General features: G+C 72.6%; 29 protein-coding genes and 1 riboswitch. Of the genes, 17 read left to right on the top strand and 12 right to left on the bottom strand.

What is annotated here, in order from left to right; all coding sequences use genetic code 11:
- The first annotated feature begins 25 nt into the window (after nt 1–25).
- Together AB0K05_RS22085 and AB0K05_RS22090 are read left to right on the top strand one after the other, a co-directional pair.
- A complete protein-coding gene (locus AB0K05_RS22085; protein ID WP_364231194.1) occupies nt 26–970 on the top strand; it encodes a GlxA family transcriptional regulator in 945 nt (314 codons plus the stop codon).
- A complete protein-coding gene (locus AB0K05_RS22090) occupies nt 970–1551 on the top strand; it encodes a DJ-1/PfpI family protein (RefSeq protein WP_364231196.1) in 582 nt (193 codons plus the stop codon). The genes AB0K05_RS22085 and AB0K05_RS22090 overlap by 1 nt, the downstream gene beginning before the upstream one ends.
- On the opposite strand, the gene AB0K05_RS22095 is transcribed toward AB0K05_RS22090, so the two are convergent.
- Entirely contained in the window at nt 1548–2363 is an 816-nt protein-coding gene (locus tag AB0K05_RS22095; protein WP_364231199.1) for an SAM-dependent methyltransferase, read from the bottom strand. The genes AB0K05_RS22090 and AB0K05_RS22095 overlap by 4 nt on opposite strands.
- Before the next feature lie 170 nt (nt 2364–2533).
- Between AB0K05_RS22095 and AB0K05_RS22100 the strand changes: the two genes are divergently transcribed.
- Both AB0K05_RS22100 and AB0K05_RS22105 read left to right on the top strand, forming a co-directional pair.
- Nucleotides 2534–2719 (top strand): hypothetical protein, encoded by a 186-nt coding sequence (locus AB0K05_RS22100; RefSeq protein ID WP_222708829.1) that lies wholly within the window; start codon nt 2534–2536, stop codon nt 2717–2719.
- Between the two features lie 14 nt (nt 2720–2733).
- Nucleotides 2734–3921 carry an erythromycin esterase family protein gene (locus AB0K05_RS22105; protein ID WP_364231202.1) on the top strand — a complete coding sequence of 396 codons (1188 nt, stop codon included), beginning with the start codon at nt 2734–2736 and terminating at the stop codon, nt 3919–3921.
- 6 nt (nt 3922–3927) lie between these two features.
- On the opposite strand, the gene AB0K05_RS22110 is transcribed toward AB0K05_RS22105, so the two are convergent.
- Nucleotides 3928–4950 (bottom strand): rod shape-determining protein, encoded by a 1023-nt coding sequence (locus tag AB0K05_RS22110; protein ID WP_364231204.1) that lies wholly within the window; start codon nt 4948–4950, stop codon nt 3928–3930.
- Between the two features lie 160 nt (nt 4951–5110).
- Here AB0K05_RS22110 and AB0K05_RS22115 point away from each other — a divergent pair, with 160 nt between their 5' ends.
- The 3 genes from AB0K05_RS22115 (at nt 5111) to AB0K05_RS22125 (ending at nt 7524) form a co-directional block, all read left to right on the top strand.
- Complete coding sequence (locus AB0K05_RS22115; RefSeq protein WP_148029613.1) at nt 5111–5311, top strand: DUF5302 domain-containing protein; 201 nt, start codon at nt 5111–5113, stop codon at nt 5309–5311.
- 154 nt (nt 5312–5465) lie between these two features.
- Nucleotides 5466–5603: riboswitch (cyclic di-AMP (ydaO/yuaA leader) on the top strand.
- Nucleotides 5604–5788: 185 nt separating this feature from the next.
- Entirely contained in the window at nt 5789–6622 is an 834-nt protein-coding gene (locus AB0K05_RS22120; protein WP_364231206.1) for a hypothetical protein, read from the top strand.
- Between the two features lie 38 nt (nt 6623–6660).
- Complete coding sequence (locus AB0K05_RS22125) at nt 6661–7524, top strand: alpha/beta hydrolase (protein ID WP_271277188.1); 864 nt, start codon at nt 6661–6663, stop codon at nt 7522–7524.
- A gap of 126 nt (nt 7525–7650) precedes the next feature.
- On the opposite strand, the gene AB0K05_RS22130 is transcribed toward AB0K05_RS22125, so the two are convergent.
- From AB0K05_RS22130 to AB0K05_RS22150, 5 genes are all read right to left on the bottom strand, one after another.
- Complete coding sequence (locus AB0K05_RS22130) at nt 7651–8022, bottom strand: hypothetical protein (protein WP_271277187.1); 372 nt, start codon at nt 8020–8022, stop codon at nt 7651–7653.
- A 22-nt stretch (nt 8023–8044) separates the two neighbouring features.
- On the bottom strand, nt 8045–8419 hold the full coding sequence (locus AB0K05_RS22135; protein ID WP_148029615.1) for a roadblock/LC7 domain-containing protein: 375 nt from the start codon (nt 8417–8419) through the stop codon (nt 8045–8047).
- Between the two features lie 29 nt (nt 8420–8448).
- Nucleotides 8449–9249: a hypothetical protein gene (locus AB0K05_RS22140; protein ID WP_364231209.1), complete on the bottom strand. Its 801-nt coding sequence runs from the start codon at nt 9247–9249 to the stop codon at nt 8449–8451.
- Between the two features lie 3 nt (nt 9250–9252).
- Entirely contained in the window at nt 9253–9630 is a 378-nt protein-coding gene (locus AB0K05_RS22145) for a roadblock/LC7 domain-containing protein (protein ID WP_271277185.1), read from the bottom strand.
- Between the two features lie 171 nt (nt 9631–9801).
- Nucleotides 9802–11031: a DUF4032 domain-containing protein gene (locus AB0K05_RS22150; protein WP_271277184.1), complete on the bottom strand. Its 1230-nt coding sequence runs from the start codon at nt 11029–11031 to the stop codon at nt 9802–9804.
- A gap of 22 nt (nt 11032–11053) precedes the next feature.
- Between AB0K05_RS22150 and AB0K05_RS22155 the strand changes: the two genes are divergently transcribed.
- Nucleotides 11054–12631 carry a DUF885 domain-containing protein gene (locus tag AB0K05_RS22155; protein WP_364231212.1) on the top strand — a complete coding sequence of 526 codons (1578 nt, stop codon included), beginning with the start codon at nt 11054–11056 and terminating at the stop codon, nt 12629–12631.
- Here the strand turns inward: AB0K05_RS22155 and AB0K05_RS22160 are convergent.
- Nucleotides 12603–13235: a class II aldolase/adducin family protein gene (locus AB0K05_RS22160; protein WP_148029620.1), complete on the bottom strand. Its 633-nt coding sequence runs from the start codon at nt 13233–13235 to the stop codon at nt 12603–12605. The genes AB0K05_RS22155 and AB0K05_RS22160 overlap by 29 nt on opposite strands.
- A 39-nt stretch (nt 13236–13274) precedes the next feature.
- Entirely contained in the window at nt 13275–13859 is a 585-nt protein-coding gene (locus AB0K05_RS22165) for a TetR/AcrR family transcriptional regulator (RefSeq protein WP_364231215.1), read from the bottom strand.
- Between the two features lie 68 nt (nt 13860–13927).
- On the opposite strand from AB0K05_RS22165, the gene AB0K05_RS22170 reads away from it, so the two are divergent.
- Both AB0K05_RS22170 and AB0K05_RS22175 read left to right on the top strand, forming a co-directional pair.
- The gene (locus tag AB0K05_RS22170) at nt 13928–14845 is read left to right on the top strand and encodes a carbohydrate kinase family protein (protein WP_364231218.1); all 918 of its coding nucleotides are present in this window, start codon (nt 13928–13930) and stop codon (nt 14843–14845) included.
- A gap of 20 nt (nt 14846–14865) precedes the next feature.
- On the top strand, nt 14866–16080 hold the full coding sequence (locus tag AB0K05_RS22175) for an aminotransferase class III-fold pyridoxal phosphate-dependent enzyme (protein WP_148029623.1): 1215 nt from the start codon (nt 14866–14868) through the stop codon (nt 16078–16080).
- 4 nt (nt 16081–16084) lie between these two features.
- Here the strand turns inward: AB0K05_RS22175 and AB0K05_RS22180 are convergent, their stop codons facing one another.
- Nucleotides 16085–17323 (bottom strand): alkyl sulfatase dimerization domain-containing protein, encoded by a 1239-nt coding sequence (locus tag AB0K05_RS22180; protein ID WP_364231220.1) that lies wholly within the window; start codon nt 17321–17323, stop codon nt 16085–16087.
- Between the two features lie 170 nt (nt 17324–17493).
- Between AB0K05_RS22180 and AB0K05_RS22185 the strand changes: the two genes are divergently transcribed.
- On the top strand, nt 17494–18033 hold the full coding sequence (locus AB0K05_RS22185; RefSeq protein ID WP_364231223.1) for a hypothetical protein: 540 nt from the start codon (nt 17494–17496) through the stop codon (nt 18031–18033).
- Here AB0K05_RS22185 and AB0K05_RS22190 read toward each other — a convergent pair.
- A complete protein-coding gene (locus AB0K05_RS22190) occupies nt 18030–19415 on the bottom strand; it encodes a serine hydrolase (RefSeq protein WP_364231226.1) in 1386 nt (461 codons plus the stop codon). The genes AB0K05_RS22185 and AB0K05_RS22190 overlap by 4 nt on opposite strands.
- A 16-nt stretch (nt 19416–19431) precedes the next feature.
- Between AB0K05_RS22190 and AB0K05_RS22195 the strand changes: the two genes are divergently transcribed.
- From AB0K05_RS22195 to AB0K05_RS22205, 3 genes are read left to right on the top strand one after another with little or no spacing between them, the layout of a single operon-like run.
- Nucleotides 19432–19560, top strand: coding sequence for a hypothetical protein (locus tag AB0K05_RS22195; protein WP_364231229.1), 129 nt, complete (start codon nt 19432–19434; stop codon nt 19558–19560).
- 12 nt (nt 19561–19572) lie between these two features.
- Nucleotides 19573–21285 carry a histidine kinase gene (locus AB0K05_RS22200; RefSeq protein ID WP_364231232.1) on the top strand — a complete coding sequence of 571 codons (1713 nt, stop codon included), beginning with the start codon at nt 19573–19575 and terminating at the stop codon, nt 21283–21285.
- The gene (locus AB0K05_RS22205; protein WP_364231234.1) at nt 21278–21946 is read left to right on the top strand and encodes a response regulator transcription factor; all 669 of its coding nucleotides are present in this window, start codon (nt 21278–21280) and stop codon (nt 21944–21946) included. Before AB0K05_RS22200 ends, AB0K05_RS22205 begins: the two co-directional genes overlap by 8 nt.
- Here AB0K05_RS22205 and AB0K05_RS22210 read toward each other — a convergent pair.
- A complete protein-coding gene (locus AB0K05_RS22210; protein ID WP_364231237.1) occupies nt 21943–22788 on the bottom strand; it encodes a fused MFS/spermidine synthase in 846 nt (281 codons plus the stop codon). The two genes, AB0K05_RS22205 and AB0K05_RS22210, sit on opposite strands and share 4 nt — an antisense overlap.
- Before the next feature lie 82 nt (nt 22789–22870).
- Here AB0K05_RS22210 and AB0K05_RS22215 point away from each other — a divergent pair, with 82 nt between their 5' ends.
- Genes AB0K05_RS22215 through AB0K05_RS22225 form a run of 3 tightly spaced genes read left to right on the top strand, consistent with a single transcriptional unit; the run spans nt 22871 to nt 25602 of the window.
- Nucleotides 22871–24349, top strand: coding sequence for a penicillin-binding transpeptidase domain-containing protein (locus AB0K05_RS22215; protein WP_271277175.1), 1479 nt, complete (start codon nt 22871–22873; stop codon nt 24347–24349).
- Between the two features lie 20 nt (nt 24350–24369).
- A complete protein-coding gene (locus AB0K05_RS22220) occupies nt 24370–25014 on the top strand; it encodes a hemolysin III family protein (protein ID WP_364231239.1) in 645 nt (214 codons plus the stop codon).
- A 60-nt stretch (nt 25015–25074) separates the two neighbouring features.
- Nucleotides 25075–25602: an HdeD family acid-resistance protein gene (locus AB0K05_RS22225; protein ID WP_148029631.1), complete on the top strand. Its 528-nt coding sequence runs from the start codon at nt 25075–25077 to the stop codon at nt 25600–25602.
- Nucleotides 25603–25649 lie beyond the last annotated feature (47 nt).

Raw genomic sequence — 25649 nt, forward strand, 5'->3', positions numbered from 1 at the left:
CCGGCGGCCTTGGAGCATAAGAGACGTGCGCGTCGTCTTCGTCATCTTTCCCGGGTTCCAGATCCTGGATCTGACCGGGCCGCACGAGGTGTTCCACCAGGCCGGACCGTACGCGATCGAGACCGTCGCGGTGGCGGCGGGGCCGGTCCCCGCGTCGGGCGGGCTGGCCGTGGTGCCCACCGCGACCGTCGCCGGTTGCGAAGGCGCCATCGACACGCTCGTCGTCGTGGGCGGGCGCGGCACGCCCGAGGCGTGCGCCGACGCGCGGCTGATCGGCTGGCTGCGGGAGGCGGCCGGGCGGTCCAGGCGGGTGGCGTCGGTGTGCACCGGGGCGTTCCTGCTGGCCGAGGCCGGGCTGCTGGACGGGCGGCGGGCCGTCACCCACTGGTCGTCGTGCGACCTGCTGGCCGCGCGGCACCCGTCCGTCGTCGTCGATCCGGACGCGCTGTTCGTCCAGGACGGCAACGTGTGGACCTCGGCGGGCGTGACCGCCGGGATCGACCTGGCGCTCGCGCTCGTCGAGGACGACCTCGGGGCGGACGAGACCCGGCGGATCGCCCGCCACCTGGTGATGTTCGTCCAGCGGCCCGGCGGGCAGGCGCAGTTCTCCGCCCAGCTCGAAGCGCGGCGGCCGGCCCGCGAGCCGCTGCGCGACCTGCTGGCCTGGATCACCGCCTCCCCCGACCAGGACCTCACCGTGCCCGCGCTGGCCCGCCGGGCGGACATGAGCGAGCGCAACTTCACCCGCGTGTTCACCGCCGAGACCGGCCGCACGCCCGCCGCCTTCGTCGAGTCCGTGCGGCTGGAGGCGGCCCGCCGCCTGCTGGAGACCACCGACGACACGCTCGAAGCCGTCGCCAGGGCCTGCGGGTTCGGCACGGTCGAGACCCTGCACCGCTGTTTCCGGCGGAGCCTGCGGGTCACCCCGGGGCAGTACCGCCGCCACTTCCGCATGACGAGGAGCCACTGATGCGCATCGGGATCTTGCTGTTCGAGGGCGTCGAGGAGCTGGACGCCGTCGGCCCGTGGGAGGTGCTGGCCTCCTGGGCCGCCGCCCACCCGGACGAGGCCGAGGTGGTCGCCTTCGCCCGCGAGCCCGGCCCGGTCCGCGCCGCCAAGGGCCTGGGGCTGGTCGCCGAGCACGGCATGGCCGACGTCGGGCCGCTGGACGTGCTGCTGCACCCGGGCGGGCGCGGCACCCGGCCGCTGCTCAAGGACGAGGAGCACCTGGCCTGGCTCCGCGACCGGCGCGCCACCGTGCCGCTGCTGACGAGCGTGTGCACGGGGTCGCTGGCGTACGCGGCCGCGGGCCTGCTCGCCGGCCGCCCCGCCACCACCCACTGGTCGGCCATCGGCACCCTCACCGAGCTGGACCCGACGATCGAGGTGCGGCCCGGCTACCGGTTCGTGGACGACGGCGACACCATCACCGCCGCTGGAGTGTCGGCGGGCATCGACATGGCGCTGCACCTGGTGGCCCGGCTGGCCGGCACCGAGCGCGCCAAGGAGACCCGCCACTACATCCAGTACGACCCGGCCCCGCCGGTCTAGGGGACGCGGCCGACGACGCCGAGCACGCCGCCCTTGACCAGGCCAGGCCACGGGTACGGGTCGTCGTCGTTGCGCCACTTCTGGGCCGGCACCACACCCGGAGGGAGGATCTCCAGGCCCTCGAAGAGCGCGAGCAGGTCCTCCCGGCCGCGCCAGGCGAGGCCGCCCGAGGTGCTGCGCTGGTAGACGCCGCGGACCCCGTCGACCTTCGAGGCCTCGCTCTCTCCGGGCTCGATGTAGCCGTGCGAGACCACCAGATAGCTGCCGGACACCAGAGGCTGCCTGAGGGCCGCCACGATCTTGGCCACCTGGTCGTCGTCGTGGAAGAAGTGGAAGACGGCCGCCACGACCACGGCCACGGGCCGGGAGAAGTCCAGATGCTCTTCGGCGGCGGCCAGGATGGCGTCGGGCTCGGCCAGGTCGCCCTGGACGATGATCGTCTCGGCGTTGTCGGCCAGCAGGGCGCGGGCGTGGGCGAGCACGATCGGGTCGTTGTCCACGTACACGATCTTCGAGTCCGCGGCGACCCGCTGCGCGACCTGGTGGACGTTGTCCTGCGTCGGCAGGCCCGTCCCGATGTCCAGGAACTGCCGGATGCCGGACTGGGCCAGGTGCCGCACGCTCCGGATGAGGAATCCCCTGTTGGCCAGGGCCACCTCGCGGATGTCGGAACCGGTCTGGCGGGCGAGCTCGATGACTTGCTCCGCGGCCTCCCGGTCGGCGGGGAAGTTGTCCTTGCCGCCCAGGTAGTAGTCGTACATGCGGGCCACACTGGGCACGTTGGGGTCGATCTGCCCCGGAAGCTGCGCCATGTCCTCGCCTTCCACGTAGCCTCTGCCGCAAATGTAGTGCTTTTTCGTGACGAACGGATCTTTATCCTCTAGAAAGAGGTGATCCGGTGGGGCGGTATGGGCCAAGGGCTGATGCGGGCGATACTTTGGTCCGATGCGGCGGGCCCGCCGGGGGTGTCAGCGTTGCCCGCATGGGGTTCATCGGAGTCATTCTCATGATCCAGGGGTTCGGCGGGTTCGTGGCCCGCCAGTTCTTCGACCGCGACTTCGGGCTGCTGCATCTCTGGCTCGACGGCGCGACGCTGACGGTGGTGAGCGTCGCGCTGGGCGTGCTGGGCCTGGTGCTCGCCCTGGCCAGTCTCCGAGACAGGTCGTGACGGGAGCGGCCGAGGTGACCGGCTGGCTCGCGTCCAGGGCCGTCCCGCTCGACGGGCTCGACCCGCGCGGGCCGGTCGCCGGCCTGGAGCCGCTGCGCGAGGTCCTCGACGGTGTCAGGGCGGTGGGGCTGGGGGAGGCGACCCACGGCACGCGGGAGTTCTTCCTGCTCAAGCACCGGCTGCTGCGGTTCCTCGTGGAGGAGCTGGGGTTCACCGTGCTGGCGATGGAGGCCAGCGTGTCGGCGTCCGAGGCCCTGGACGCCTACGTCCTGGGCGGGGCGGGGGAGCCGGAGCGGCTGCTGGCCGACCTCGGGTTCTGGACGTGGCGGACGCGGGAGATGCTGGCCGTGGTGGAGTGGATGCGCGAGCACAACCGCACCGCCGAGCCGAAGGTGCGCTTCGCCGGGATCGACCCGCAGTTCCCCGCCGCGTCGCTGCGGTGGCTCCGCGCTCACCTGGGTGAGCGGGCCCGCGAGCTGCTCGGGCCGCTGGCGGTGCTGGGGGAGACGCGCCTGGGAGTGGGGGAGCCGCTCGACCCGGCGATCGAGGCGGCCGCCCGCGGGCTGGCCGACGAGGTGGGCGCCGGCGGGCCGGGGGAGGCGCACGCCAGGACCGTGCGGCAGTTCGCGACACTGGTCACGCGGCCGATGCGCGACGCCGACGGGTCGCGCACCGCCGGGGCGGCCCGCGACCTGTTCATGGCCGACAACATCGACCGGCTGCTGGAGGACCCGGCGGCGAAGGTCGCCGTCTGGGCCCACAACGGTCACGTGGCCGCCGGCCACTACGCGCGCCTCGGTGCTCCGGTCATGGGAGATCATCTCCGTCAGCGTCACGGCGCCGGTTACTACGCGCTCGGCCTGCTGTTCGGACAGGGTGAGTTCCGGGCCAGGCGGCTCCGGTTCGGCAGGCCCGACGTGCGGCGGCCGCCGGTGCGCCACCGGGTGCCCGCCGCCGGCAGGCCCGACGTGGCCGAATCCCTGCTGGCTGCCGCCTGCCCCCGCGATCACGTCGTCGACCTGCGCCTCGGGCCCAGGCCCGAGGCGGTGACCCGGTGGCTGGGCGAGCAGCAGTACGTGCGCGGTTACGGCGCCACGGCCGGGCGCTTCTCGTACAAGCTGACCTTCACCCCGGCCGTGCTCGGCGCCGCCTTCGACGGGCTCGCCTACATCGCGCACGGCACCTGTTCGACCCCGCTGTAAGGGTTGTCACACCGGGGGCCGGGGGCCGATGGCGCCCAGGCGGTCGGCGTAGCGGCCGAGGCCGAGTGCCATCGACTCGACGGGCCGGTCCGCGCGCCGCACCGGCACGCCCATGGCGGCGCGCAGGCGTCTGGCCAGGCCGCGCAGCAGCGCGCCGCCGCCCGTCAGCACCGCCCCGTGCGCGGCGACGTCGGCGGCGAGCTCGGCGGGGCAGCGCTCCAGGGCCGTCGCCGCCGCGCGGGCGATGGCGTCGGCCGGCGCCCGGGTGACCTCGTACAACTGCTGGACGGGCAGCCACGCGACCCGCTCGCGCCGCGACTCCGGGTCGAGGCCGCGGACGAGCACGTGCCGGTCCAGCGGTTTCCAGGACGGGCCCGCGCGGAGCTTGGCCGCCTCCGCCTCCGCCTCGCCGACCAGCAGCCCGTGCTCACGGGCGACCAGGGCGGCGATCGCCGCGTTCACGGCGCTGCCGCCGGCGTGGACGGTCCCGGCGGCGACGACGGCGCCGCAGGCGAGGATCGCGATCCTGGTCAGGTGAGGGCCGATGTCGACGATCATGCGCCCGGCCGGCTCCGTCACCGGCAGCCCGGCGCCGAGCGCCACCGCGACGGCGTGCTCGACGAGGTACACCCGCCTGGCGTCCGCCTCGTAGGCCAGGTCGCGCACGGCCGAGCTCAGGATGGGCGGGGCGCCGTCGGGCAGCGCCATCACCAGCCGCGGCCGGGCGTACGGGTGTCCGTGCACCTTGCTCAGGAAGTGCTTGACCAGCCGCCCGGCGAGCTCGCCGCCTTCGCGCACCGGCCAGCGGGCGATCCCGTCGTCGTGCCGTACCGCTCGCGTGTCCGCCCCGCTGGAGGGCGAGCACGCCGCGTACGCGTCCGCGCCGAAGAGCGTGCGGCCCGTGGCCGCGCAGGCCGCCGCCATCGACGGCTCGTTGAGCACGACGCCCAGGCCGGGGGCGTAGATCTGGGTGGTGGCCGTGCCGAGATCGATCGCGAGATCCCGGCCGAGGAACGCGAGCGGGCTCACCGCCGCGGCTCCGGGGGGTAGAGCTGCATGTCCGTGGTGTTTCCTCGATCGGGTCAAGGCAACACCAAGTCGCCGGCGCGCGTCCCGCCGATGATCCCGGTTATGCGCTGTCAAGGCCTGCGTGCGAAGCTGGAGGCTGTACGCACATCAGGAGGCCCTCATGGCGGAAACCCCGGAGCCGGAAGTCGACGAGACTCCCGAGGACGAGATGAAGCGCAAGTTCCGTGAGGCACTGGAGCGCAAGCGCGGCCAGCAGGCGGGATCTGGCGGCAGTGGTAGGGGCGCCGACCATTCCAAGATCCACGGAGCCCACGGCCCGGCTGCCGGCAAGCGGTCCTTCAGGCGCAAGAGCGGCGGCTGAATCTGGGTGTTCAAGGGGGTACGGCATGCCGTACCCCCTTTTTCTAGGTAGATCTTCGCCCGAATCATGGGCTTACCTTTGCGTTTGTCCGATTTGCTCGCTAGATTGGTCGGCGTTACCAGGCAGTGACCTCGGCTCTTCACCAGGAAGAGGCGGCTGCCTGGCGCCGAATCCCGCTCCCCCGCGGGAACCGGGGACCCACCTTCTGGGGTGAATCCGGCCCATGCGGCCGGTAGGGCATCTCCACGTCCGAACCCGTCAGCTAACCCGGTAGGCGAGATGGAGAGGACGTTTTCCTGTGATGAATCACCGCGCCCGTCCCCCCTACCGCGGGATGTCATCGGCCGCCGATTGAGCGGCACCATTTCCTGATCTTCCTTTCGCGCTCCCACCGTAGCGTCCGTACGGCTTGATGCCCGGCTACGTCGTTCCGCGAGCGCACCTTTGCTGTTGCCTCACAAAGGACTTCTGTTTTTCATGTCTGCTCGTTTCAGCATGCGTTCCATCGCCGCGATCGTCGCCGCCGCCGGCACGCTGGCGCTCGGCTCCGGCGCCGCCGCTCACGCCGACACCGACAAGGGCACGGAGAAGGTCCTGCTCCAGGGCGAGACCACGGCCTCCTACTTCTGGGACGACGGCTCCGGCCGCGCGGGTGACACCGGCCTGCCGGCCAGCGGCAAGCCCATGCAGAAAGGCATGGCCGCCAGCCCGAGCTGGCCGCTGCTGACCGAGGGCTACGTCATCTACAAGGGCAAGAAGGCGCCGTTCTTCGTCGGCGACCGCGGCCCGGGCGTCCCGTCCAGCAAGGGCATCATGCTCGACCTGGACGGCAAGACCTTCGCCGACCTGACCGGCGGGAAGTTCAACCCGCGCACGCTCATGGTGGACGGCAACGGCGGCAAGGGCCACATCGAGGTCGAGTACGTCATCACCAAGTGGGGCGACGGCCTGGGCCTGAAGAACCACCCGGTCGCCTTCTCCGAGGGCGCCTACAAGCGCATGGACCGCAACCCGGCCGCCCCGCCGGTCCTGGCAGGGGACAAGGCGGACAAGAAGGACGAGGAGAAGGCCGTCGCCGGCCAGTCCGGCAGCGACAAGGCCGAGCCCGTGAAGACCAGCCCCGTGAAGGCCGACCCGGTGAACCTCGTCAAGGCCCCGGCCGAGCCGCAGCCCGCCGCCGGCGGCGCCGAGGCGGCCGCGGCCACCGATCGGAGCAACGTGGCGGGAGCCGCCGTGGCCGGCGGCGTGATCCTCGTCGGCGGCGGCCTGGTTCTGGGCCGCGAGCGCATCCGCAAGCTCGTGCGCCGCTGACCTTTGCGTCACCACGATTAGAATGTCATTCTAGAGCCGTGACCTCGACCGCATCGGCTCATGGAATCGACATCGCGTACGAGAGCTTCGGCTCTCCCGACGGGCGCCCGCTCCTCCTGATCATGGGGCTGGGCGCCCAGCTCATTCACTGGGACGACGAGCTGTGCGAGCAGCTCGCCGAGCAGGGGCACCATGTCGTCAGGTTCGACAACCGCGACGCCGGGATGTCCACCCACCTCCACGAGGCGGGCGCGCCCGCACCGGGCAAGCCGGCGCCCTACCTGCTGGACGACATGGCCGCGGACACCGCCGGGCTGATGGACGCCCTCGGCTGGCCGGCCGCGCACGTGATGGGCGCCTCGATGGGCGGCATGATCGCCCAGTCGCTCGCCATCCGGCACCCCGAGCGGGTGCTCACCCTCATCTCGATCATGTCGACCCCCGGTGGCGCGGTCGCCCCGCCGAGCGAGAGCGCCCGGTCGGTCCTGTTCGCCAAGCCGGTGACCACCCGGGAGGAGGCCATGACCCAGGCGCTGGCGACCTGGTCGGTCATCGGCTCCCCGGGGTACGAGCTCGACCGCGAGCGTGTCCAGCGGCTGGCCGGGCAGGCGTTCGACCGCGGCCACGACCCGGCGGGGTTCGCCCGGCAGCTCGCCGCCATCATGGCGTCGCCCGACAGGACCGAGGCCCTCACCCGGCTCAACGTCCCGGCGCTGGTCATCCACGGAGCCGACGACCAGCTCGTCCCGCTCTCCGGCGGGCAGGCCACGGCGGCGGCCATCCCGGGCGCCGAGCTCAAGGTCTTCCCCGGCATGGGACACGACCTCCCGCGGGCACTCTGGCCGGAACTCGTCGAGGCCGTCACCAAGCTCACCGCCGGTCACGCGGGCCCGGCCCGCTGATCCCGGGACCGTTGGAAGGGGCGCACCTCGCGAAGCGCCGGGAGGCTGCCGCTCGCGAGATGCGCCCCGGCGGCGGCACGCGCTCGCCGCGCCCGGACGCGTGCCGCCGGGTTCTCGGGGGAGGGGTCAGACCTCCAGCTTCTCCTCGATGCCCTTGAGATGGTGCCTGGCCAGGGCCAGGTTGGCCCGGCCGCGGTCCAGGGCCAGATAGAGGAACAGGCCCTTGCCGCCGCGCCCGGAGATCGGCCGGATGATGTGGTACTGGCCGCCGAGCGTGATGAGGATGTCCTCGATGGCGTCGTTGAGCCCGAGCGAGTCCATCGTCCGGAGCTTCGCCTTGACGACCTCGGTGTTGCCGGCCGCGGCGACCTGGAGGTCCAGGTCCTTGGACCCGCCCAGGGCGCCGAGCGCCATGCCGCTGCCGTGGTCCACGATGGCGGCGCCGATGGAGCCGTCGATCGCCATCATCTCCTTGAGAGAGATGTCCATGCTGGCCATGCTTTCCTCCGATCAGGAATGGTCACTTCTTGCCTGCTGCCACCGCCGCCACCGCGGCGGCGGTCTTGCGCCCCTCCAGCCGGAGCAGCCCGAGGTTGGCGCCGGGCTCAGCCAGGACTGTGAGGACGACAGTGGGGCCGGCGGCGTAGAACGCGGCGTGGCCCGCGCTGCCGGAGACGAGCGTCTCCTCCAGGTCGCCCCGCCCGGCCAGGATCATCATGCGCCGGCTCATCGCGAGCAGCGCCGCGGCCAGCGCGGACACGTGCTCGCTGCTGTCCTCCGCCAGGTCGCAGGCGATCGTCAGCCCGTCGATGGTGGAGGCCACGCTCCCTTTGACGTCGGCCGTCCGTTCGCGCAGGAGAACCATCTCCTTGAGCACCTCTTGACGCAGTTCCACAGATGGCCTCCTCCTGCGTGAGGGGAACCTCACGTCAGCTCCTCCAACGCCTTCCTGAGCCGCAGCAGCAGCTCGATGTCCGTGGGGTCCCCGGTGACGACCGGGCCGAGCGGGCCGCCGGCGGTGGCGTCCGCCCTGTGCCGGGCGACGTCGAGCCGCTTGACCCGCCTGGGCAGCGGCTCCGTCCCCTCGGCCGCGACGATCAGGCCCGCCGCCGCCAGCCTGCGCACCGCCAGCAGGACCGCGTAACCGGACCGGCCCAGCCGCTTGGCCAGCTCCAGGGGAGTGGCCTCGCCGTCGGCCCCGATCGCCACCTCCCACTGCACGTCGCTGAGCGTCACGCTCTGCCCGGGCATCCGCGGCGCGGCGCGTACGGGGGAGGTGTCCAGGTCGGCCCGCGGCCACGTCTCGGCGAGCCGTGCCCGGCGGCGCGCGCACTCGCGCACCAGGCCGGGCACGTCGAAGTACCAGCACCCGCCGAGCCAGTGCCCCTCGCCGGGCCGGAACCTCGGCCGGGCGCCGGTCACCGGCAGCAGGAAGAACGCCGCGTCCAGCACCGCGCCGAGCACGCAGTACTGCAGCTCGCCGAGCGTGACCCGGCCTTCCTCCAGCAGGCGCTCGGCGCCGCCGTCGGCCTGCAGCCTGCGCAGCGCCGACTCCGGCACCCGGCCACCGGCCGCGAGCAGCCGCTCGGCGCCGGGCACCTGCGCGCAGGTCATGTACGTGATGCGCCCGTCGTCGAGGTAGACGGTGCCGGCGCGGCCCACCCGCAGCGCACCGGTGGCCCGTTCCTTGGCGAGGCCGGCCAGGAGCGTGTCCAGCGACGGCATCGGTCACGCCAGCAGCTGCTCGGAGATGGCGCGCAGCCGGTGGCGGGCCAGCGCGATGTTCGACCGCTCCATGTCGAGGCGCACGTAGATCACCAGCGGCCCCTCGAACAGGGTGTCCATCAGCCTGATCAGGTGGTGTCCCTGGTCGGTGCTGATCAGCAGGTCGCCGATGCGCACGGTGTCGCCGGGACAGGCCCGCGAGAGCCCGTCCATGCTGGCCCGCAGCATCTCGGTCAGCGCCGCGGCCGCCTTGTCGGCGTCCACGCCGCGGGGTTGCCCGCTGAAGGACACGGCCATGCCGCTCGTGTGATCCACGAGCATCGCGTCGAGCGCTCCCGGTATGGCCATGACTTCGGTCAGGCAGCTGTCGAGTGCGAGCACGGTGGCCTCCCTCGCCGTCATGCGGACGCGGACAGCTTAGGGATGCCAGAAGAGACGGAAATGAACGGCGATAACGTGAGCCGTACCGAGATGAAGTTGTCTACGGCTGAGGCGAAGAAAAACCCTACTGAGAGGGATAATCCCGCGATTTATGAGGAAATGCCAAAGGCCTCAGGGAAGGTTATTCGCATTCGGTTCCGTCGCCTCGTCCGGAAGGAGCGCCTTCTCGTCGGGCTTGAAGACCAGCACCTTGTCCACGTACGACGTGACCGCCGCGGCCAGCCCCACATCGCTCCCGGCCGCCTCCGACAGGTACCACCGGTGGTCGAGGATCTCGTGGAACAGCTGCGGCGCCTCCAGCTTGCCGCGCAGCCCGGCCGGGATGGCCGCGATCGTCGGCTGGAACACTTCGGCCAGCCAGCGGTGCGCCACGATCGCCTCGTCCTCGTGCCGCAGCCCCACGGCGACCCGGAACCCGTCGAGGTCGTTGAGCAGCCGCCTGGCCTGGTTCTCCTCCGCGTCCAGGCCGGTCAGCCGCAGCAGGCGGCGCTGGTGGTGCCCGGAGTCGACCACCTTGGGCCGGACGATCAGCCGGCCGGTGCCGACCTTGCGCCGCACCATCATCTCGGCCACGTCGAACCCGAGCAGGTTCAGCCGCCGGATCCGCTGCTCCACCCGGTGCCAGTCGACCTCCTCGATGATCTCGTCCTGGGTCAGCTCGGCCCACAGCCGGTGGTAGCGGCTGACGATGTCCTCGGCGGTGTCCATCGGGTCGATCGACGGATGGAGCAGGCCGCCGGCCTCCAGGTCGAGCATCTCCCCGAAGATGTTCAGGTGCGCGGCGTCGATGTCGCCGAGCCGCTGCCCGTCGCTGAGCATCGGGTGCATCTCGCCGGTCTCGGCGTCGACCAGGTAGGCGGCGAACGCCCCCGCGTCGCGCCTGAACAGCGTGTTCGACAGCGAGCAGTCGCCCCAGTAGAACCCGGTGAGATGCAGCCGCACCAGCAGCACGACCAGCGCGTCCATCAGCCGGGTGAGCGTGTCGGGGCGCAGCGTCCCGGACATCACGGCCCGGTACGGGAGCGAGAACTGCAGGTGCCGGGTGATCAGCGCCGCGTCCAGCCCCTCCTCGCGGCCGGTGACGTAGGCGACCGGCTCCACGGCGGGCGCGTCCAGCCTGGCCAGGTCCCACAGGAGCTGGTACTCGCGCCTGGCGTACCGCTCGCTGATTTCCTTGATCGCGTAGACCTTGCCGCCCAGCCGGGCGAACCGCACGACGTGCCGCGAGATGCCGCGCGGCAGGTCGACGAGGTGGTGCTGGGGCCACTCCGCGAGCGGCAGCTCCCAGGGGAGCCGGATCAGGTCGGGATCGCCTAACGCGCCGGTGATCTGAAGGGGCATTCGCCAAGGATATGGTGCATCGGTGGACGAGTTTCTCAGGTGGTACTTTTCCCGGCGTCCGGTCCTGGCGAGCACCTTGGGCGCCGAGGGCTACGACCACACGCTCGGCGACTTCTCCGCCGCCGCGTTCGCCGAGCGCGAGCGCGAGGAGGCCCGGTGGCTGGCGCGGCTGGAGGCCGGCGACACGGGCGACCCGATCGACCGTGACCTCGTGATCTCCCAGCTCCGCGGCGCGGTCGCGCTGGCGGAGTGGCCCGACTGGCGGCGCGACCCGGCCGTCTACCTGTCGGCCGTCTTCACGGCCCTGTTCACGCCGTTCCAGCACCGGCTCAGGCCGGAGCCCGAGCTGGTGGCCGCCGCGATCTCCCGGCTGGCCGAGGTGCCCGGCGTGCTGGCCGCCTGCCGGGCCAACCTCGACCCCGAGCTGGCCGCGCCGCTGATCGTGCGGCGCGGGCTCGGCCAGGCGCGCACCGGGCGCGCCTTCCTCACCGAGACCGTCCCCGGCATGGTCGGCGACCCGGACCTGCGGGCCCGGCTCGCCGAGGCCGCCGAGCCGGCCGCCGCCGCGTTCGACGAACTGGTCGCGTTCCTGGACGGCTTCCAGTGCGGCGGCACCTGGCGGATGGGCGAGCGGCTCTACTCGCGCCTGCTGCGCGAGCGCGAACTGCTCGGGTACGGCGCCGCCGAGCTGCACGAGAAGGGCCGGGCCGCCTGGGACGAGCTCGACGGGCGGATGCGCGAGGTCGCGGTACGGGTGAGCGGCTCGCCCGACTGGCGGGCCGCCATGGAGACGCTCATGGACGACCACCCCGGCACGCTGGAGGGGATGCGGGCCGAGTACGAGGCCGAGACCCGGCGGGCCAGGGAGTTCGTCCGCGAGCGGGACCTGGTGACGTTCCCCGAGGGCGAGGAGTGCCTGGTGCTGCCGTCGGCGGTCTACAGCCGGCCCGTCGTGGCGGTGGCCCACTACCTGGCGCCGCCGCCGCTCAGCAGCTCGCGCACCGGCGTGTTCTTCGTGCCGTACACCCCCGACCACTTCACGCCCGAGCAGGTGCGGCAGCGGCTGCGCACCAACAGCCGGGCGCAGATGCCGTCGATCGCGGTCCACGAGGCCTACCCCGGCCACCACTGGCACCTGGCGACCCTGGCCGCCAACCCGCACCCGGTGCGCAAGGTGTTCCGCACCCCGTACTTCACCGAGGGCTGGGGGCTGTACGTGGAGAAGCTCCTGCACGAGCAGGGCTACTTCGGCACGCCCGCCACCGAGCTGGCCCACCTGGACTTCCGGATCTTCCGGGCGGCCCGCATCGTCGTGGACACCGCGCTGCACTGCGGGGACATGACGACCGAGGAGGCCGAGACGTTCATGGCCACCAAGGCGTCGCTCTCGCCCGGCACCGCGCAGGGCGAGGTCAGCCGCTACTGCGCCTGGCCCACCCAGGCGCCCTCGTACCTCACCGGCGCCATCGAGATCGAACGGATCCGCGCGTCGTACACCGGCTCGCTGAAGTCCTTCCACGACCGGATCGCCGGCTCCGGCGGGCTGCCGACCGGGCTCGCCGAGCGGGCGCTCAACGGCGGGGGAACTCCGGCGGGTTGAGCGCGCGCTCGACCACGGCGGCGAGCTGCTCGTCGGTGAGCACGGCCGGCTCGCCCACGCCCAGCGCGCGCACGTACACCTCGCACAGCCACTCCAGCAGCCGGGTGGCCTCGAACGCCTCCTCCAGCGTGGCGCCGATGGTCACCCCGCCGTGGTTGGCCATCAGCGCCGCCCGCTTGCCCTCCAGCGCCGCCCGCACGCTCGCGGCCAGCTCGTCGGTGCCGTACGTGGCGTACTCGGCGACCTTGACCACCCCGCCCAGCATCAGCGCGTTGTAGTGGATCGGCGGCAGCTCGGTCTTCGTGGTGGCCACGACCGCGCCGAACACCGAGTGGGTGTGGACCACCGCCCGCGCGTCGGTGGTGCGGTAGATCGCCAGGTGCATCGGCGTCTCCGAGGACGGCTGCGCGTCACCTTCCAGGAGATGGCCGTCGAGGTCCACGACCGGGCACGACTCCGGGGTCAGCCGGTCGAGCGCCACCCCGGAGGGGGTCACCGCCACCCGGTCGCCCTCGCGCACGCTCAGGTTGCCCGACGTCCCGATGACCAGGCCCAGCTCGACGGCGCGCCTGCCGTACGCGCACAACTGCTCGCGGAGGCTCATGGCGGCAATGTAGTCGGTCGTCCGAAATGCGGCAACGAATCAGAGCCCGTCCAGGTGCTGGAGCAGGAGTCGTTCGAGGTCGACCCGGCGCAGCCGGTCCGGATAGAGCAGCAGGTGCAGGCTCAGGCCGTCGACCAGGGCGAGCAGGTGCTCCGTGACGTCGTCGAGGTTCTGCCCGGTGGTCAGCTCGCCCGCCGCGCTCGCCTGGCCGAGCAGGTCGCGCACGGCGGCGCGCAGCTCGGCCGCCTCCGACCGCTGCACCTCGGCCAGCCGCTCGGAGGCCAGGCTGCGGCTCCAGAAGCTCACCTCCAGGCGGGTCTCCTGGGTGCGCTCGGCGTCGAGCGGCAGGTTGTCGAGGAGCAGCTCGCGCAGCGCGGCCAGCCCAGAGACGCCCTCGACCTTGCGGGCCAGCCGGTCGCGGATGCGCTCGTGGGACTGGCTCAGCGCCGACAGCAGGATCTCGTCCTTGTCGGTGAAGTAGTGGGCCAGGACACCGTTGGAGTAGCCGGCCTCCTTGGCGATGGCGCGGGTGGTGGCGGCGTCGATGCCGTCTCTGACGATCACCCGGCGGGCGGCTGACAGCACCTCGCGCCTGCGCTCGTCGTGGTCCACGACCTTCGGCATCGGCATGCCCCCTTCCGTGTTCGCTCCAGCATATTGACTTTTTAGTCGGACGTCTGTCTATTTAAACCATGACCGTCGTCACCGTCGGCGTGCACATCGTCGACATCCTCGCCAGGCCCGTCTCGCACATCCCCGACGGGCAGGACACCGTGCTCGTCGACGAGATCCGGCTCACCGCCGCGGGCTCCGCCGCCGGCACCGCCGTCGACCTGGTCAAGCTGGGCAACGAGGTCGTCACCATGGGCGCCGCCGGCGACGACGAGCTCGGCGACTTCCTCGTCGCGGTGCTGGCCAAGCACGGCGTGGACGTCTCCCGGCTGGTCCGCCGGGCGGGGGAGCGCACCGCCGCCTCGATCCTGCCGATCCGGCCGGACGGCGGGCGCCCCAGCTTCCACGTCCCCGGCGCGAACCTCGGCGTCACGCCCGCCGACCTCGACACCGATCTGCTGCGCCGGGCGCGGGCGATCCACCTGGGCGGTGTGGACGTCACCTTCGCGCTCGCCGACCCCGCCTTCTTCGCGCTGCTCGACGAGGTCAGGGCCGCCGGCACGGTGGTCACCATGGACCTGCTGTCGGAGATGCCGGACCTGCTCGGCCTGGCGCGGGCGTTCCTGCCGCACGTCGACTACGTGCTGCCGAACGAGAGCCAGGCCCGGCTGATGGCGGGCGCCGACGACGTGCGGGAGGCCGCCGGGGCGCTGCTGGCCGAGGGGCCGCGCGGCGTGCTCGTCACGCTGGGCGAGGCGGGCAGCCTCGTGGTGACCGGCGCGGGCGCCGAACGGGTCCCGGCCGTCAAGACGGAGGTGGCCGACACCACCGGCTGCGGCGACGCGTACTGCGCCGGGTTCGTCACCGGCCTGCTGCACGGCGAGGACGTGCCCACCGCCGCCCGCTGGGGCACCGCCGCCGCCTCCCTGGTGGCCACCGGGCTCGGCTCCGACGCCGGGCTCACGGACCTCGACGCCGTGCTGGCCCTCCTCGACTGACCACCCCTTAGGAGTCTCCGATGACAGACGCCGAACTCCGCGCGCGGGCCGCCAAGGTCGTCCCCGGCGGCATGTACGGGCACCTCAACGCGGCCATCTTCGCCCCCGGCTACCCGCAGTTCTTCGAGCGGGCCGAAGGCTGCCGGCAGTGGGACGCGGACGGGCGCGCGTACATCGACTTCATGTGCAGCTGGGGGCCGGTCGTGCTGGGCCACCGCCACCCCCGGGTGGAGGAGGCCGCCGCCCGGCAGGCCGCTCTCGGCGACTGTCTCAACGGCCCCGGCCCGATCATGGTGGAGCTGGCCGAGTTGCTGGTCGACACGATCCCGAGCGCCGACTGGGCGATGTTCTCCAAGAACGGCACCGACGCCACCACCCAGGCGCTCATGGTCGCCCGCGCCGCCACCGGCCGCACCAAGGTGCTCCGCGCGCACGGCGCCTACCACGGGGCCGACCCGTGGTGCACGCCCTCCACCGCCGGCACCACCCCGAACGAGCGGGCCGACCTGGTCGAGTTCGACTACAACTCCCTGGAGTCGCTGGAGGCCGCCGCCGCGAGCGCGGGCGACGACGTGGCGGCGATCATCGTGACGCCGTTCAAGCACGACTCGTTCGAGGACCAGGCCCTGGTCGAGCCCGCCTTCGCGCGGGGCGCGCGGGCGCTGGCCGACCGGCTCGGCGCGGCGCTGGTGATCGACGACGTGCGCGCCGGGTTCCGGATCGACCTGCGCGGGTCGTGGGAGCGGTACGGGGTGCGGCCGGATCTGACGGCCTGGTCCAAGGCCATGGCCAACGGCTACCCGATCGCCGCCCTCACCGGCGTCGACGCGCTGCGGGGCGCGGCCCAGACGCTCTACACGACCGGGTCGTTCTGGTTCTCCGCGGTCGCCATGGCGGCGGCCAAGGCGACCATCGAGACCCTGCGCGACACCGACGGCATCGCGGCGATGGAGCGCGCCGGCACCCAGCTCAGGGAGGGCCTGTACGCGCAGGCCAAGGCGCACGGCTTCGTGGTGAACCAGACCGGCCCGGTGACGATCCCGTGGCTCAGCTTCGACGGCGACGCGGACCTGTCGGTCGCCCTGCACTGGAGCGACGCCTGCCTGCGGCACGGCGTCTACCTGCACCCCTGGCACAACTGGTTCATGTCGGCGGCCCACACGGAGCAGGACGTGGCCCTCGCGCTGGAGGGCACCGACCGGGCCTTCGCCGAGACCCGGTCGCACTTCGGCTGACCGGTCAGGAGCCGGCCCGCTCCGCGGACTCGGAGGCGGCCCAGGTGAAGACACCTTTGGCCATGAGGGACGCCTCGCGGGCGGCGCGGGCGGCGAAGACGTCGGCGCGGACCCGGTGGACGCCCGGGTCGTCAGGAGCGGCGAGCGCGGCCATCTCGGCGAAGTGGCCGGCGAGCCGCTCGTCGCCGTCCGCCAGCGCCTTCACGGCGGCGTCCGCGAGCTTCCCGGCGCCGCCCGCCAGGTCCGCCACGGCCCGGGCGAGCACCGCGTCGGGAGCGGGCTTGAGGTTGGCCGGGTTGCCGTCGTACCAGCCGCCGTAGAGCCGCCAGAGGTTGCGCACCACGAACTCCGGCTCGTCGTAACGGGCCCGCAGGTACGGCCGGTCGGCCAGGTGGCCGGGCGGCCGGACGGCGTGCACGATCTCGTCCAGCCGGGCGCCCGCGTTGAGCAGGCCGAGCGTCTGGGTGACCAGCGACTCCAGCCACTCGGCCGTCTCCAGCAGCGCCTGCCGGATGCGGTCGCGGCCGAAGATCGGGGCGCCGTGGCTGGGCAGCATGATCTCGGCGTCGAGCGCGGCCATCCGGCGCAGGGCGTGCACCCACTCGCGCGGGTAGCGCTGCGCCTTCTGCGGGTTGCCGCAGTTGGGGGTGACCCAGATGAACAGGTCGCCGGGCAGCAGCAGCCGGTGCTCGGGCACGTACGCGACCGTGGCGTCGTCGGTCTCGCCCTTGGCGTGGAACAGGTCGAAGGTCAGCCCGCCGAGCCTGACGGTGAGCGCGTCCCGGTAGGTGACGTCGGGGTGGCGGTACTCCGAGGGCCACTGGAGGCCGGGGAGCTGGAACTGCCGCTGGTTGATCACCGCGTTGTAGCCGCTGGTCAGCAGGTAGCGCTGGAACCTCGGCACGACGGCCTCGTGCGCGTACACCGTCGCCCGGGGCCCGGACTCCTCGAACGGCCCGGTGCCGAAGACGTGGTCGATGTGGCCGTGCGAGTAGAACGCGGCCGTCAGCGGCGCCCGGGTCCATCCCCGCACGTCCTCGTACAGCTTGCCCGCCGAGAACGGGCTGCTGGTGTCCCAGAGCGCCAGGTGGCCCTCCGTCTCGAACGCGATCACGTTGCCGAAACCGGGCCACCACCCCAGGCCGTCGGCGACGGTCATCACACCCCTGCCGGACAACCCGGGATCCGTGATGCTGTCGCCGGTCTCCCCACGCCACACGCGGTCCGCGTACTCCTCCATCATGGTCCCACTCTGCTTCTAGAATTCGGTTCTAGGCAAGAGGGGCACGGCAAGGTCACGTCTCGATTCGATCGCGACCTCTTGGCGGGCGGGGCTGAGCGCCGGTTCGCTGAAGTGGGACACGAATCTTCAAACACGATGCGTAGTCGCTCGGTTACTGATATGAGTGGGGCATGCCCACACGCCTGCCCGTCATCCTGCTCGCCCTGCTCGTGGCCGGTTGCGGCGCCAGCCCGCCGCAGCTCGCCCACACGGAAGGCCAGCCGGCCACCACGCTCAACGGCAGCGGCGAGTTCACCGTCGCCGGCGCCTCCGCGATCGCCTATGACCGGAAGCTGGCGCCCGAAGGCGCCCAGGCCAGCGTCACCGCCGAGTCGTCCGGCGGCCAGACGATCACCTCTCTGGTGGTCGAGGGCTTCCGGCCGAGTCGTGGCTACGGCGCCCACCTGCACACGAAGCCGTGCGGCAAGACCGGCGCCGACGCGGGCCCGCACTACCAGCACCGGCCCGGCCCGGCCAGCGCCGACAACGAGATCTGGCTCGACCTCAAGACCGACGCCACCGGCGCCGGCCGGGCCACCGCCCGCCACCCGTGGGGCTTCGACCCGGCCACGCCGCCCCGCTCCCTGGTGCTGCACTCCAAGGAGACCACGGCGACCGGCCCCGACGCGGGCAACGCCGGTGACCGGATCGCCTGCCTGACGATCAGCTAGCCCCGCGCCGCCAGCGCGAAGGCGCCCCGCGCCAGCGCCAGGAACTCCTGGCCGGTCTTCCCGTCGTCGAACGGCGCGTCCGGATTGACGCCCATCAGGGTCACGGCGTACGTCCTGCCGTCGGTGGTACGGGCGCGGAAGCCCATGTCATACACCCCGGGCTCGGAGCCGCCCTTGAACCACACCGACCGCCACCGGTCCGGCGGCAGCCCGAGCCCCGCGTCGTTCGCCGACATGATCTCGTCCACCCGCTCGTCGCCCAGCCCGGAGAGCGCGGCGTGGGCGCGGCAGACGTCCTCCGGTGACACGAACCACTCGATCGTGTCGAGCTCGCGCGGGTGGGTCCACGGACGGATGTCCAAGAGCGGCACCTTCGCCACGACCTTCGCCAGATAGTCACGCCTGTCCCGGGTGTTCATCGACAGGTAGCGCTCGGCCAGCTCCGGATAGCGGGCGCCCTTGAGCACGAACAGCTCCCTCGTGGTCAGCAGCGGCGTGTTGCGCCGGTCGTGGCCCTTCGTCCAGGAACGCATGGTGCGCTCCACGGCCTCGCGTCCCGCCTTGCGGATGAGCAGGTCGGTAGCGGTGTTGTCGCTGATGGAGATCATCAGCCTGGCGGCCTCCAGCACGGTCACCCGGCTCCCGTCGGGGCGGTCCTGGAGCTGCCCGGTCGGCAGGCTCTTCACGTCCGCCGTGATCGTCAGCTCGGTGTCCCAGCCGTAGGCGCCCTTCTTGATCTGCCCGGCGACCGTGCCGAGCACGTACAGCTTGAACATCGAGCCGAGCGGGCGGCGCACGTCCGCCGCGACGCCGCGCACGGTGCGGCAGGCGCGGCCGTCGACCCGCGCCGCGACGAACCCGGCCCGCGGCGCGACGGCGCGCAGCCGCCGCTCCAGCTCCTTCCAGCTCTTCGGCGCGGGCTGCGGGGCTGGCGCCTCGGTGAGCCGCATCCCGTTGATCAACCCCGCGCCGTCGACCGACAACTCCAGCAGGAACCGCTTGCCGCCCGACTCCACGCCCGCCACGAGCGCGGCGGCGTGCGCCACGCTCACCGCCCGCAGGCTCAGGTCCGGGTACGCGGTCAGCACCGCGTCGAACTGCTCGGCCGGGACCGCCGCGAGGAACTCGGGGGCGATGCGCGTCCTCAGCTCGCTCTCCCCGACCGGCGCCCTGGTGGAGGCGTCCAGCACCCAGCGCAGCGCGTCCCCCAGAGGCGTGTCCGGGATCTCGACGGGCGGCGCCGTGGACGTGGCCGCAGGCGTCGCGGTCGCCGTCGCGGCAGTGGCGACCGGTGGGACCGCCGCGGCGGTGGCGACCGGTGCGGCGCACGCCGTCAGGCTGACGGCACAGGCGGCCGCCAGGAGTGATACGCGCCTTCTCATGAAAGATCCTCCTCGCGTGGACGTGCCTCCAGCCAAGCCGGGCGCCGCCGCCGCGCCCACCGGGCAGGCCACCGTCCCGCGGGGTGGGGATGGCCGCACCGACTGTGCGGTCAACTTCATGGACGCAGGTCAGCTGCCTTTGTGACGATGAGGGGCGATGCGTACGAATCTGGCGGCCGGGCTGATGGCCCTGATCGCGGCCGCGGGGCTGGTGGGCGGGTCGCTCCTGGAGGGCTTCACGGTCTGGCACGTGGCGTTCGTCGCCGTCGGGCTGGTCCTGCCGGTGCTGGGCTGGCTGCTGGCCGCCCGCCGGCCGGACGTGCCGTACGGCCGGCTGCTGCTGGCCGCCGCGGTGTGCTTCGGCGCCGGCATCTTCGGCGTCGGCCTGGTCGGCCGCGTGCCCGGGCTCGCGGCCCCTTCGATGGTCGCGATGGTCGTCTTCTACGCGCTGACCTGGGTGTACGTCCCGCTGCTGTTCCCGGAGGGCCGGCTGCCCTCGCGCCGGTGGCGTCCCGTCGCCTGGGGCGCGGGCGTCGCCGCCGCCGTGCACGCCGCGGGGGTGCTGATGGCGCCCCTCTTCCTCGGCGGGTCTCCGGACGTGACCGATCCCGTGCAACTGACCGGCGTTCTCGCCGCCACCGTCGGCCAGCTCACCGTCTGGGTCGCCGGCTGGGTGGTCCTCGGAGGGCTCGTGCTGCGCTGGCGCCGCAGCCGTCCGCCGGAACGCTCGCAGTACGGCTGGATGGTCGCCGGGACCACGGCCACCCAGGTGGGAGTGCTGCTGGCGTACTTCTTCCTTTTCGGAGGGGTCGCCCTGCCGGTCGTCGGCGTGGCCGGGGCGCTGGCCATGCTGGGGGCGCTGCCCGGCGCGATCGTGGTCGCGGTCGTCCGCCACCGCCTGCTCGACCTCCGCGTCGGCCTGCGCGGCTCGCGGCTGCTGCTGGTGTTCGACGTGCGGCCGACCGTGCAGGAGGTGCTGTCCAGCCTCGGCCCGGAGCTGGAGGACAGCCGGGAGCCCGTCGAGCAGCTCGGCAGACTGGCCATGGCCGTGCGCACCGGCCTGGAGACCCGCTGGGCCGCCGTGACGCTCGCCGACGGCCGCCGGGTGGTCTCCGGGCCGGAGGACGGTCCCGCGGCGATCACCCTGCCCGTGCTCGGCGGGCAGGGGCGGATCGAGTGCGGCCCGCGTGCCCACGGCCGCCTGTCCGTCGAGGACCGGCGTTTCCTGGAGGCGCTGGCCGTACCCGCCGGGCTGGCCATCCAGAGCGCCGGACTGGCCACCCGCCTGGTCAACGCGCAGGAGGCCGAGCGGCGGCGCATCGAGCGCAACATCCACGACGGCGTGCAGCAACAGCTCGTCGCCCTCATCGCCGGCATCGAGCTGGCCCGCGCCACCGGCGGCGGCACCGGGACGCTCGGGAACCTCCGCGAGCAGGCCCGCCAGACCCTCGCCGACCTGCGCGAGCTCGCGGCGGGCATCCACCCGTCGGCGCTCAGCCAGGGCGGCCTGGTGGAGGCCGTCGAGGAGCGCTGCGCCCGGCTGCCGGTGCCCGTCCAGGTGCTCGCCGGCCGGGAGCTGCGGGCCGAGCGGTTCCCCGACGAGGTCGAGGGCGCGATGTACTTCACGGTGAGCGAGGCCGTCGCCAACGCGCTCAAGCACGCGGGGGCGGCCAGGATAGAGGTGCGGCTGTCCCGGGAGGAAGGGCGGCTCGGCGCCACGGTGACCGACGACGGCACGGGGTTCGAGGCGCGGCCCGGCGTGCTCGCCACGCTGGCCGACCGGCTCGACGCGCTGGGCGGCGGGCTGCGGGTCGAGAGCGCGCGCGGAGAGGGGACACGGGTGGACGCGTGGGTGCCGGTCGATGGGTGACGCGATCAGGACGGTCCTGGCCGACGACCACTACCTGGTGCGCGAGGGCACCCGGCAGCTGCTGGAGACGTCCGGCGGGGTCACCGTCGTCAGCGCGGTCGGCGACGCCGACGAGCTGCTCGACGCGGTGCGCAGGCTGCGGCCCGACGTGGTGGTCACCGACATCAGGATGCCCGGCGGCGACTGGCGGCAGGGCTTCGAGGGCATCGACGCCGCGCACGCGGTGCGGGCGGCGCACCCGGGGGTCGGCATCGTGGTGCTGTCGCAGTACTCCGACGCGCTGTCCGCGCTGGAGCTGTTCAAGCACGGCACCGAGGGCTTCGCCTACCTGCTGAAGGACCGGGTCGGCGACCTGGACGAGCTGCTCGGCGCGATCAGGGCGGTGGCCTCCGGGGGTTCGGTCATCGACCCGAAGGTCGTCGAGGGCCTGATGGCGAGACACGACCTGCGCGGCGAGCCGGAGTCGCTGACCCCGCGCGAGCGCGACGTGCTCCGCGAGATGGCCCACGGCCGCTCCAACGGCGCCATCGCCAGGGCCCTGCACCTGTCGGTGTCGTCGGTGGAGAAGAACGTCAACTCCATCTTCACCAAGCTCGGCCTGGAGGTCAGCGCCGACGTGCACCGCAGGGTGGCGGCCGTGCTCGCCTACCTGCGGCCCTAGCCGAACACCGCCGGCGGTGGCACCGGGGCGAGCACCGCGTCGCCGTCCTTGATCGGGGCGGCTCCGGCGACGAATTTCTCCAGCGCTTCCCCGTACACGCATCTGGCCTGGGTGAGGCCGCCGGCGGCGCGGCGGGTGAGCGGGTCGAGCGGCAGCTCGGCGCGCGAGGCGGCGACGATCAGGTTGCCGAACCGGCGCCCGCGCATCACCCCGGGCTCGGCCAGCAGGGCGACGTGGCGGAAGGCGCCGGTGACGGTGGCGAGCAGGCGCCTGGCGAAGGCCAGGCCCTTGCCGTCGGCCAGGTTGATCAGCAGCGTGCCGGAGGGGCGCAGGACGCGGGCGACGTCGCCGAGATACTCCACCGTGGCCAGCTCCACCGGCATGGTGGCGCCGGTGAACGCGTCCAGCACCACGAGGTCGGCCGAGGAGTCCCAGACCTTGGCGGTGCCCTCCCGGCCGCCCGCGATGATCATTTTGAGCTTGGGCACCGAGCGCAGGTCGAGCTGCTCGCGTACCAGGTTGACCAGGAGGCCGTCGGGTTCGATCACGATGTGCCGGGAGCCCGGCCGGGTGGCGGCGACGTAGCGGGGGATCGTGCAGGCGCCGCCGCCCACGTGCACGCAGCTCAGCGGGCCCTCGTCGAGCAGGTCGATGACGTCGGCCATGAGGCGGACGTATTCGAATTCCAGAAATGTCGGGTCTTGTAGGTCCACATAGGACTGAGGTACGCCATCCTTGGACAGCACCCAGCCGTCCTGCCTGTCCAGGTCCCGGAGCAGCTCCACCTCGCCGAAGGTCACCGGGTACTGGCCGGGCATCGGTTCCCTCTGTCCACGTGCCACGTTCATCTCCTCCTGGGAGAACCGTATGCGACAGCGCAGGCTGATTGTGGTCGTAGGCGCAGTTGTGGCCGTTATCGCCGCGGTGGCTTTCGCGGTCTCGGCCGCCGGCGGCGTCGAGGGCAGCGCCGCCGACACCTCGGCCGCGTACTTCCAGGCCTGGCGGGACGGCGACGTGGTCGCCATGTCGCGGCTGGTGGACCGGCCTCCCGGCGACTTCAGGCAGTGGCACGAGGCGATGGGCGGCGCCCTCGGCGTGGAGCGGCTGCGGCTGGAGCCCGGGGACGTCGAGCGCACCGGCGAGGAGACGGCCGAGGTGACGTTCACCGGGGTCAGGGAGCTGGAGGAGCTGGGCGAGTGGCCGTTCGACGGCACGCTCAGGCTGGCGGTGCGCGACCGGCAGTGGAAGGTCCTCTGGCAGCCCGAGACCCTGCACCCGCTGCTCAAGGACGGCGGCACGATCGAGCTCGTCGAGCTGTTCGGCTCCCCGGCCGAGCAGGTCACCAGGGAGGGCGACAAGATCCCGCACAACAGCTACGCCGACGCCCACCTGCGGCCGCTGCGCGACGACCGGGAGGAGGGCGAGCCGGTGGGCTGGGTGCTGGTGGCCAAGGCGCCGGGGAAGCCGGACCGGGAGCTGCTGAGCGCGCGGCCGGAGACCCGGCGCCAGCGGACCACGCTGTCGCGCTCGGTGCAGGCGGCGGCCGCGCGGGCGCTCGACGCGAGCTCCGACGCGGCCATCGTGGCGATCCAGCCCAGCAGCGGCGACATCCTCGCGGTGGCCGACCGGCTGAAGAGCGGCTTCAGCGCGTTGAAGGACGTGTTCCCGCCCGGCTCCACCTTCAAGGTCATCACGGCCGCGGCGCTGCTGGAGTCGGGGCTCGGCCCGGGTGACCAGGTGGCGTGTCCCGGCACGTACACGATCCCCGGCCATCGCACCCTCCGCAACGACGGCGAGGTGGCGCGCGGCGCCGTCTCCTTCACCGACGCGTTCGCGTACTCCTGCAACACCACGTTCGTCGAGCAGTCGCTCGCCCGGCTGGACGTGGCCGACCTGCCGGAGACGGCCTCCCGGTGGGGCTTCGGGCGGGCGCTGCCGACCGGCGCGGGCGGCTTCTGCGGCTCGATCCAGGAGGCGGACGGACCCGACCAGCGCGCCGCCGACGCCATCGGGCAGGGCTCGGTCACGGCCAGCCCGCTCTGCATGGCGACGGTCGCCGCCGCGGTGCAGAGCGGCACCTGGCGGGCGCCCAGGCTGGTGCCGGAGAAGGAGGCCACCCGCATCGACGGCCCCGCACCCGACCCCGTGGAGCTGGACCAGGGGGTGGTGGCCGGGCTGCGGGCGATGATGCGCGCGGTCGTGGACCACGGCACGGCCGGCGGCGCGGGGCTGCCCGGTGACCTGTCGGGCAAGACCGGCACCGCCGAGGTCGTGGACGGCGCCCCGCACGCGTGGTTCATCGGTTACCGCGGCGACCTGGCCTTCTCCGTCTTCGTCAGGCACGGCGGCTCGGGCCGGTCGGCGGCGGTGCCGATCGCCGCCCGCTTCTTGAACGGACTCTAACCTACGGTACCGTAGGTTATATGACGACGATCTCCGTTAAGCCCATTCTGCGGGGGTGGTTGCACGCGGGAGCGTTGCCCGTGACCATGATCGCGGGCATCATGCTCGTGGCGCTCGGCCCGACCCTCCAGGCCCGCCTCGCCTCGGCCGTCTACGCGATCACTTCAGGGCTGCTCTTCGGCATCTCGGCCACCTACCACCGCGGCACGCTCGGCCCCCGGCTCGCCGAGTGGCTGCGCCGGTTCGACCACGCCAACATCTACCTGATCATCGCGGGCACGTACACGCCGTTCGCGCTGCTCGCCCTCGACGGCGCCGCGCGGATCGCCGTGCTCGCCGTCACCTGGGGCGGGGCGCTCGCGGGCGTGCTGTTCAGGGTGCTGTGGATGGGCGCGCCGCGCTGGCTCTACACCGTCCTGTATCTCGCGCTCGGCTGGACCGCGATCTTCGTGATGCCGCAGCTCCTGCGGGGCGCCGGGGTGGCCGCCGTCGTGCTGGTCGCCGTCGGAGGCGTCTTCTACAGCGCCGGCGCCGTCGTGTACGGGCTGCGCCGGCCGGATCCCTCGCCCCGCTGGTTCGGCTACCACGAGGTGTTCCACGCCTTCACCCTGGCCGCCTACCTGGTGCAGTACGTCGCGGTGTCGATCGTGGTCTACTCCCAATGATCGCCCATTCTTGACCATGCCGAGGGATGCCCCGACGGCTCGCGCGGACATCAGGGAAGAATGGAGCAGCAACTCGCACGTACCTGGTGGATGCCGCTCGTCCGGGGCATCGCGGCCGTGATCTTCGGCATCCTGGCACTGATCTGGCCGGGCATCACCCTGCTGGTGCTGGTGATCTTCTTCGGCGCCTACGCGATCGTCGACGGCATCGTCGCGATCTACTCCGCGTACCGCCACGAGGTGCGGTCGCGGGCCTGGGCCGTGGCCCTCGGCGTCATCGGCATCCTGGCCGGCCTCGCCGCCTTCATCTGGCCGGGCATCACCTCGCTCGTGCTGCTGTACCTCATCGCCCTCTGGGCGATCTTCACCGGCATCGCGGAGATCGCGGACGGGATCCAGCTGCGCAAGGTCATCTCCAACGAGTGGATGCTCATCCTGGGCGGCGTGCTGTCGGTCATCTTCGGCGTGCTGCTCCTGCTCTGGCCGGCCGCCGGGCTGCTCAGCCTCGTCTGGCTGGTCGGGATCTTCGCGCTGCTGTACGGGATCACGCTGATCGCGCTGTCTTTCCGGTTGAAGAAAATCGTCTGATGGGGCGATGATCCGTAAATTTTATGGATGAATCCGGGTTACGGTGG

The sequence above is a fragment of the Nonomuraea sp. NPDC049486 genome, assembly GCF_040676925.1.
Classification (GTDB): domain Bacteria; phylum Actinomycetota; class Actinomycetes; order Streptosporangiales; family Streptosporangiaceae; genus Nonomuraea; species Nonomuraea ferruginea.

What these genes read in the sequence shown, in the direction of transcription:
- AB0K05_RS22090 (WP_364231196.1), top strand. Translation starts at nt 970, where the DNA reads ATGCGCATCGGGATCTTGCTGTTCGAGGGCGTCGAGGAGCTGGACGCC.
- AB0K05_RS22095 (WP_364231199.1), bottom strand. Translation starts at nt 2,363, where the DNA reads ATGGCGCAGCTTCCGGGGCAGATCGACCCCAACGTGCCCAGTGTGGCC.
- AB0K05_RS22100 (WP_222708829.1), top strand. Translation starts at nt 2,534, where the DNA reads ATGGGGTTCATCGGAGTCATTCTCATGATCCAGGGGTTCGGCGGGTTC.
- AB0K05_RS22115 (WP_148029613.1), top strand. Translation starts at nt 5,111, where the DNA reads ATGGCGGAAACCCCGGAGCCGGAAGTCGACGAGACTCCCGAGGACGAG.
- AB0K05_RS22120 (WP_364231206.1), top strand. Translation starts at nt 5,789, where the DNA reads ATGTCTGCTCGTTTCAGCATGCGTTCCATCGCCGCGATCGTCGCCGCC.
- AB0K05_RS22130 (WP_271277187.1), bottom strand. Translation starts at nt 8,022, where the DNA reads ATGGCCAGCATGGACATCTCTCTCAAGGAGATGATGGCGATCGACGGC.
- AB0K05_RS22140 (WP_364231209.1), bottom strand. Translation starts at nt 9,249, where the DNA reads ATGCCGTCGCTGGACACGCTCCTGGCCGGCCTCGCCAAGGAACGGGCC.
- AB0K05_RS22150 (WP_271277184.1), bottom strand. Translation starts at nt 11,031, where the DNA reads ATGCCCCTTCAGATCACCGGCGCGTTAGGCGATCCCGACCTGATCCGG.
- AB0K05_RS22160 (WP_148029620.1), bottom strand. Translation starts at nt 13,235, where the DNA reads ATGAGCCTCCGCGAGCAGTTGTGCGCGTACGGCAGGCGCGCCGTCGAG.
- AB0K05_RS22165 (WP_364231215.1), bottom strand. Translation starts at nt 13,859, where the DNA reads ATGCCGAAGGTCGTGGACCACGACGAGCGCAGGCGCGAGGTGCTGTCA.
- AB0K05_RS22170 (WP_364231218.1), top strand. Translation starts at nt 13,928, where the DNA reads ATGACCGTCGTCACCGTCGGCGTGCACATCGTCGACATCCTCGCCAGG.
- AB0K05_RS22175 (WP_148029623.1), top strand. Translation starts at nt 14,866, where the DNA reads ATGACAGACGCCGAACTCCGCGCGCGGGCCGCCAAGGTCGTCCCCGGC.
- AB0K05_RS22180 (WP_364231220.1), bottom strand. Translation starts at nt 17,323, where the DNA reads ATGATGGAGGAGTACGCGGACCGCGTGTGGCGTGGGGAGACCGGCGAC.
- AB0K05_RS22185 (WP_364231223.1), top strand. Translation starts at nt 17,494, where the DNA reads ATGCCCACACGCCTGCCCGTCATCCTGCTCGCCCTGCTCGTGGCCGGT.
- AB0K05_RS22190 (WP_364231226.1), bottom strand. Translation starts at nt 19,415, where the DNA reads ATGAGAAGGCGCGTATCACTCCTGGCGGCCGCCTGTGCCGTCAGCCTG.
- AB0K05_RS22200 (WP_364231232.1), top strand. Translation starts at nt 19,573, where the DNA reads ATGCGTACGAATCTGGCGGCCGGGCTGATGGCCCTGATCGCGGCCGCG.
- AB0K05_RS22205 (WP_364231234.1), top strand. Translation starts at nt 21,278, where the DNA reads ATGGGTGACGCGATCAGGACGGTCCTGGCCGACGACCACTACCTGGTG.
- AB0K05_RS22220 (WP_364231239.1), top strand. Translation starts at nt 24,370, where the DNA reads ATGACGACGATCTCCGTTAAGCCCATTCTGCGGGGGTGGTTGCACGCG.
- AB0K05_RS22225 (WP_148029631.1), top strand. Translation starts at nt 25,075, where the DNA reads ATGGAGCAGCAACTCGCACGTACCTGGTGGATGCCGCTCGTCCGGGGC.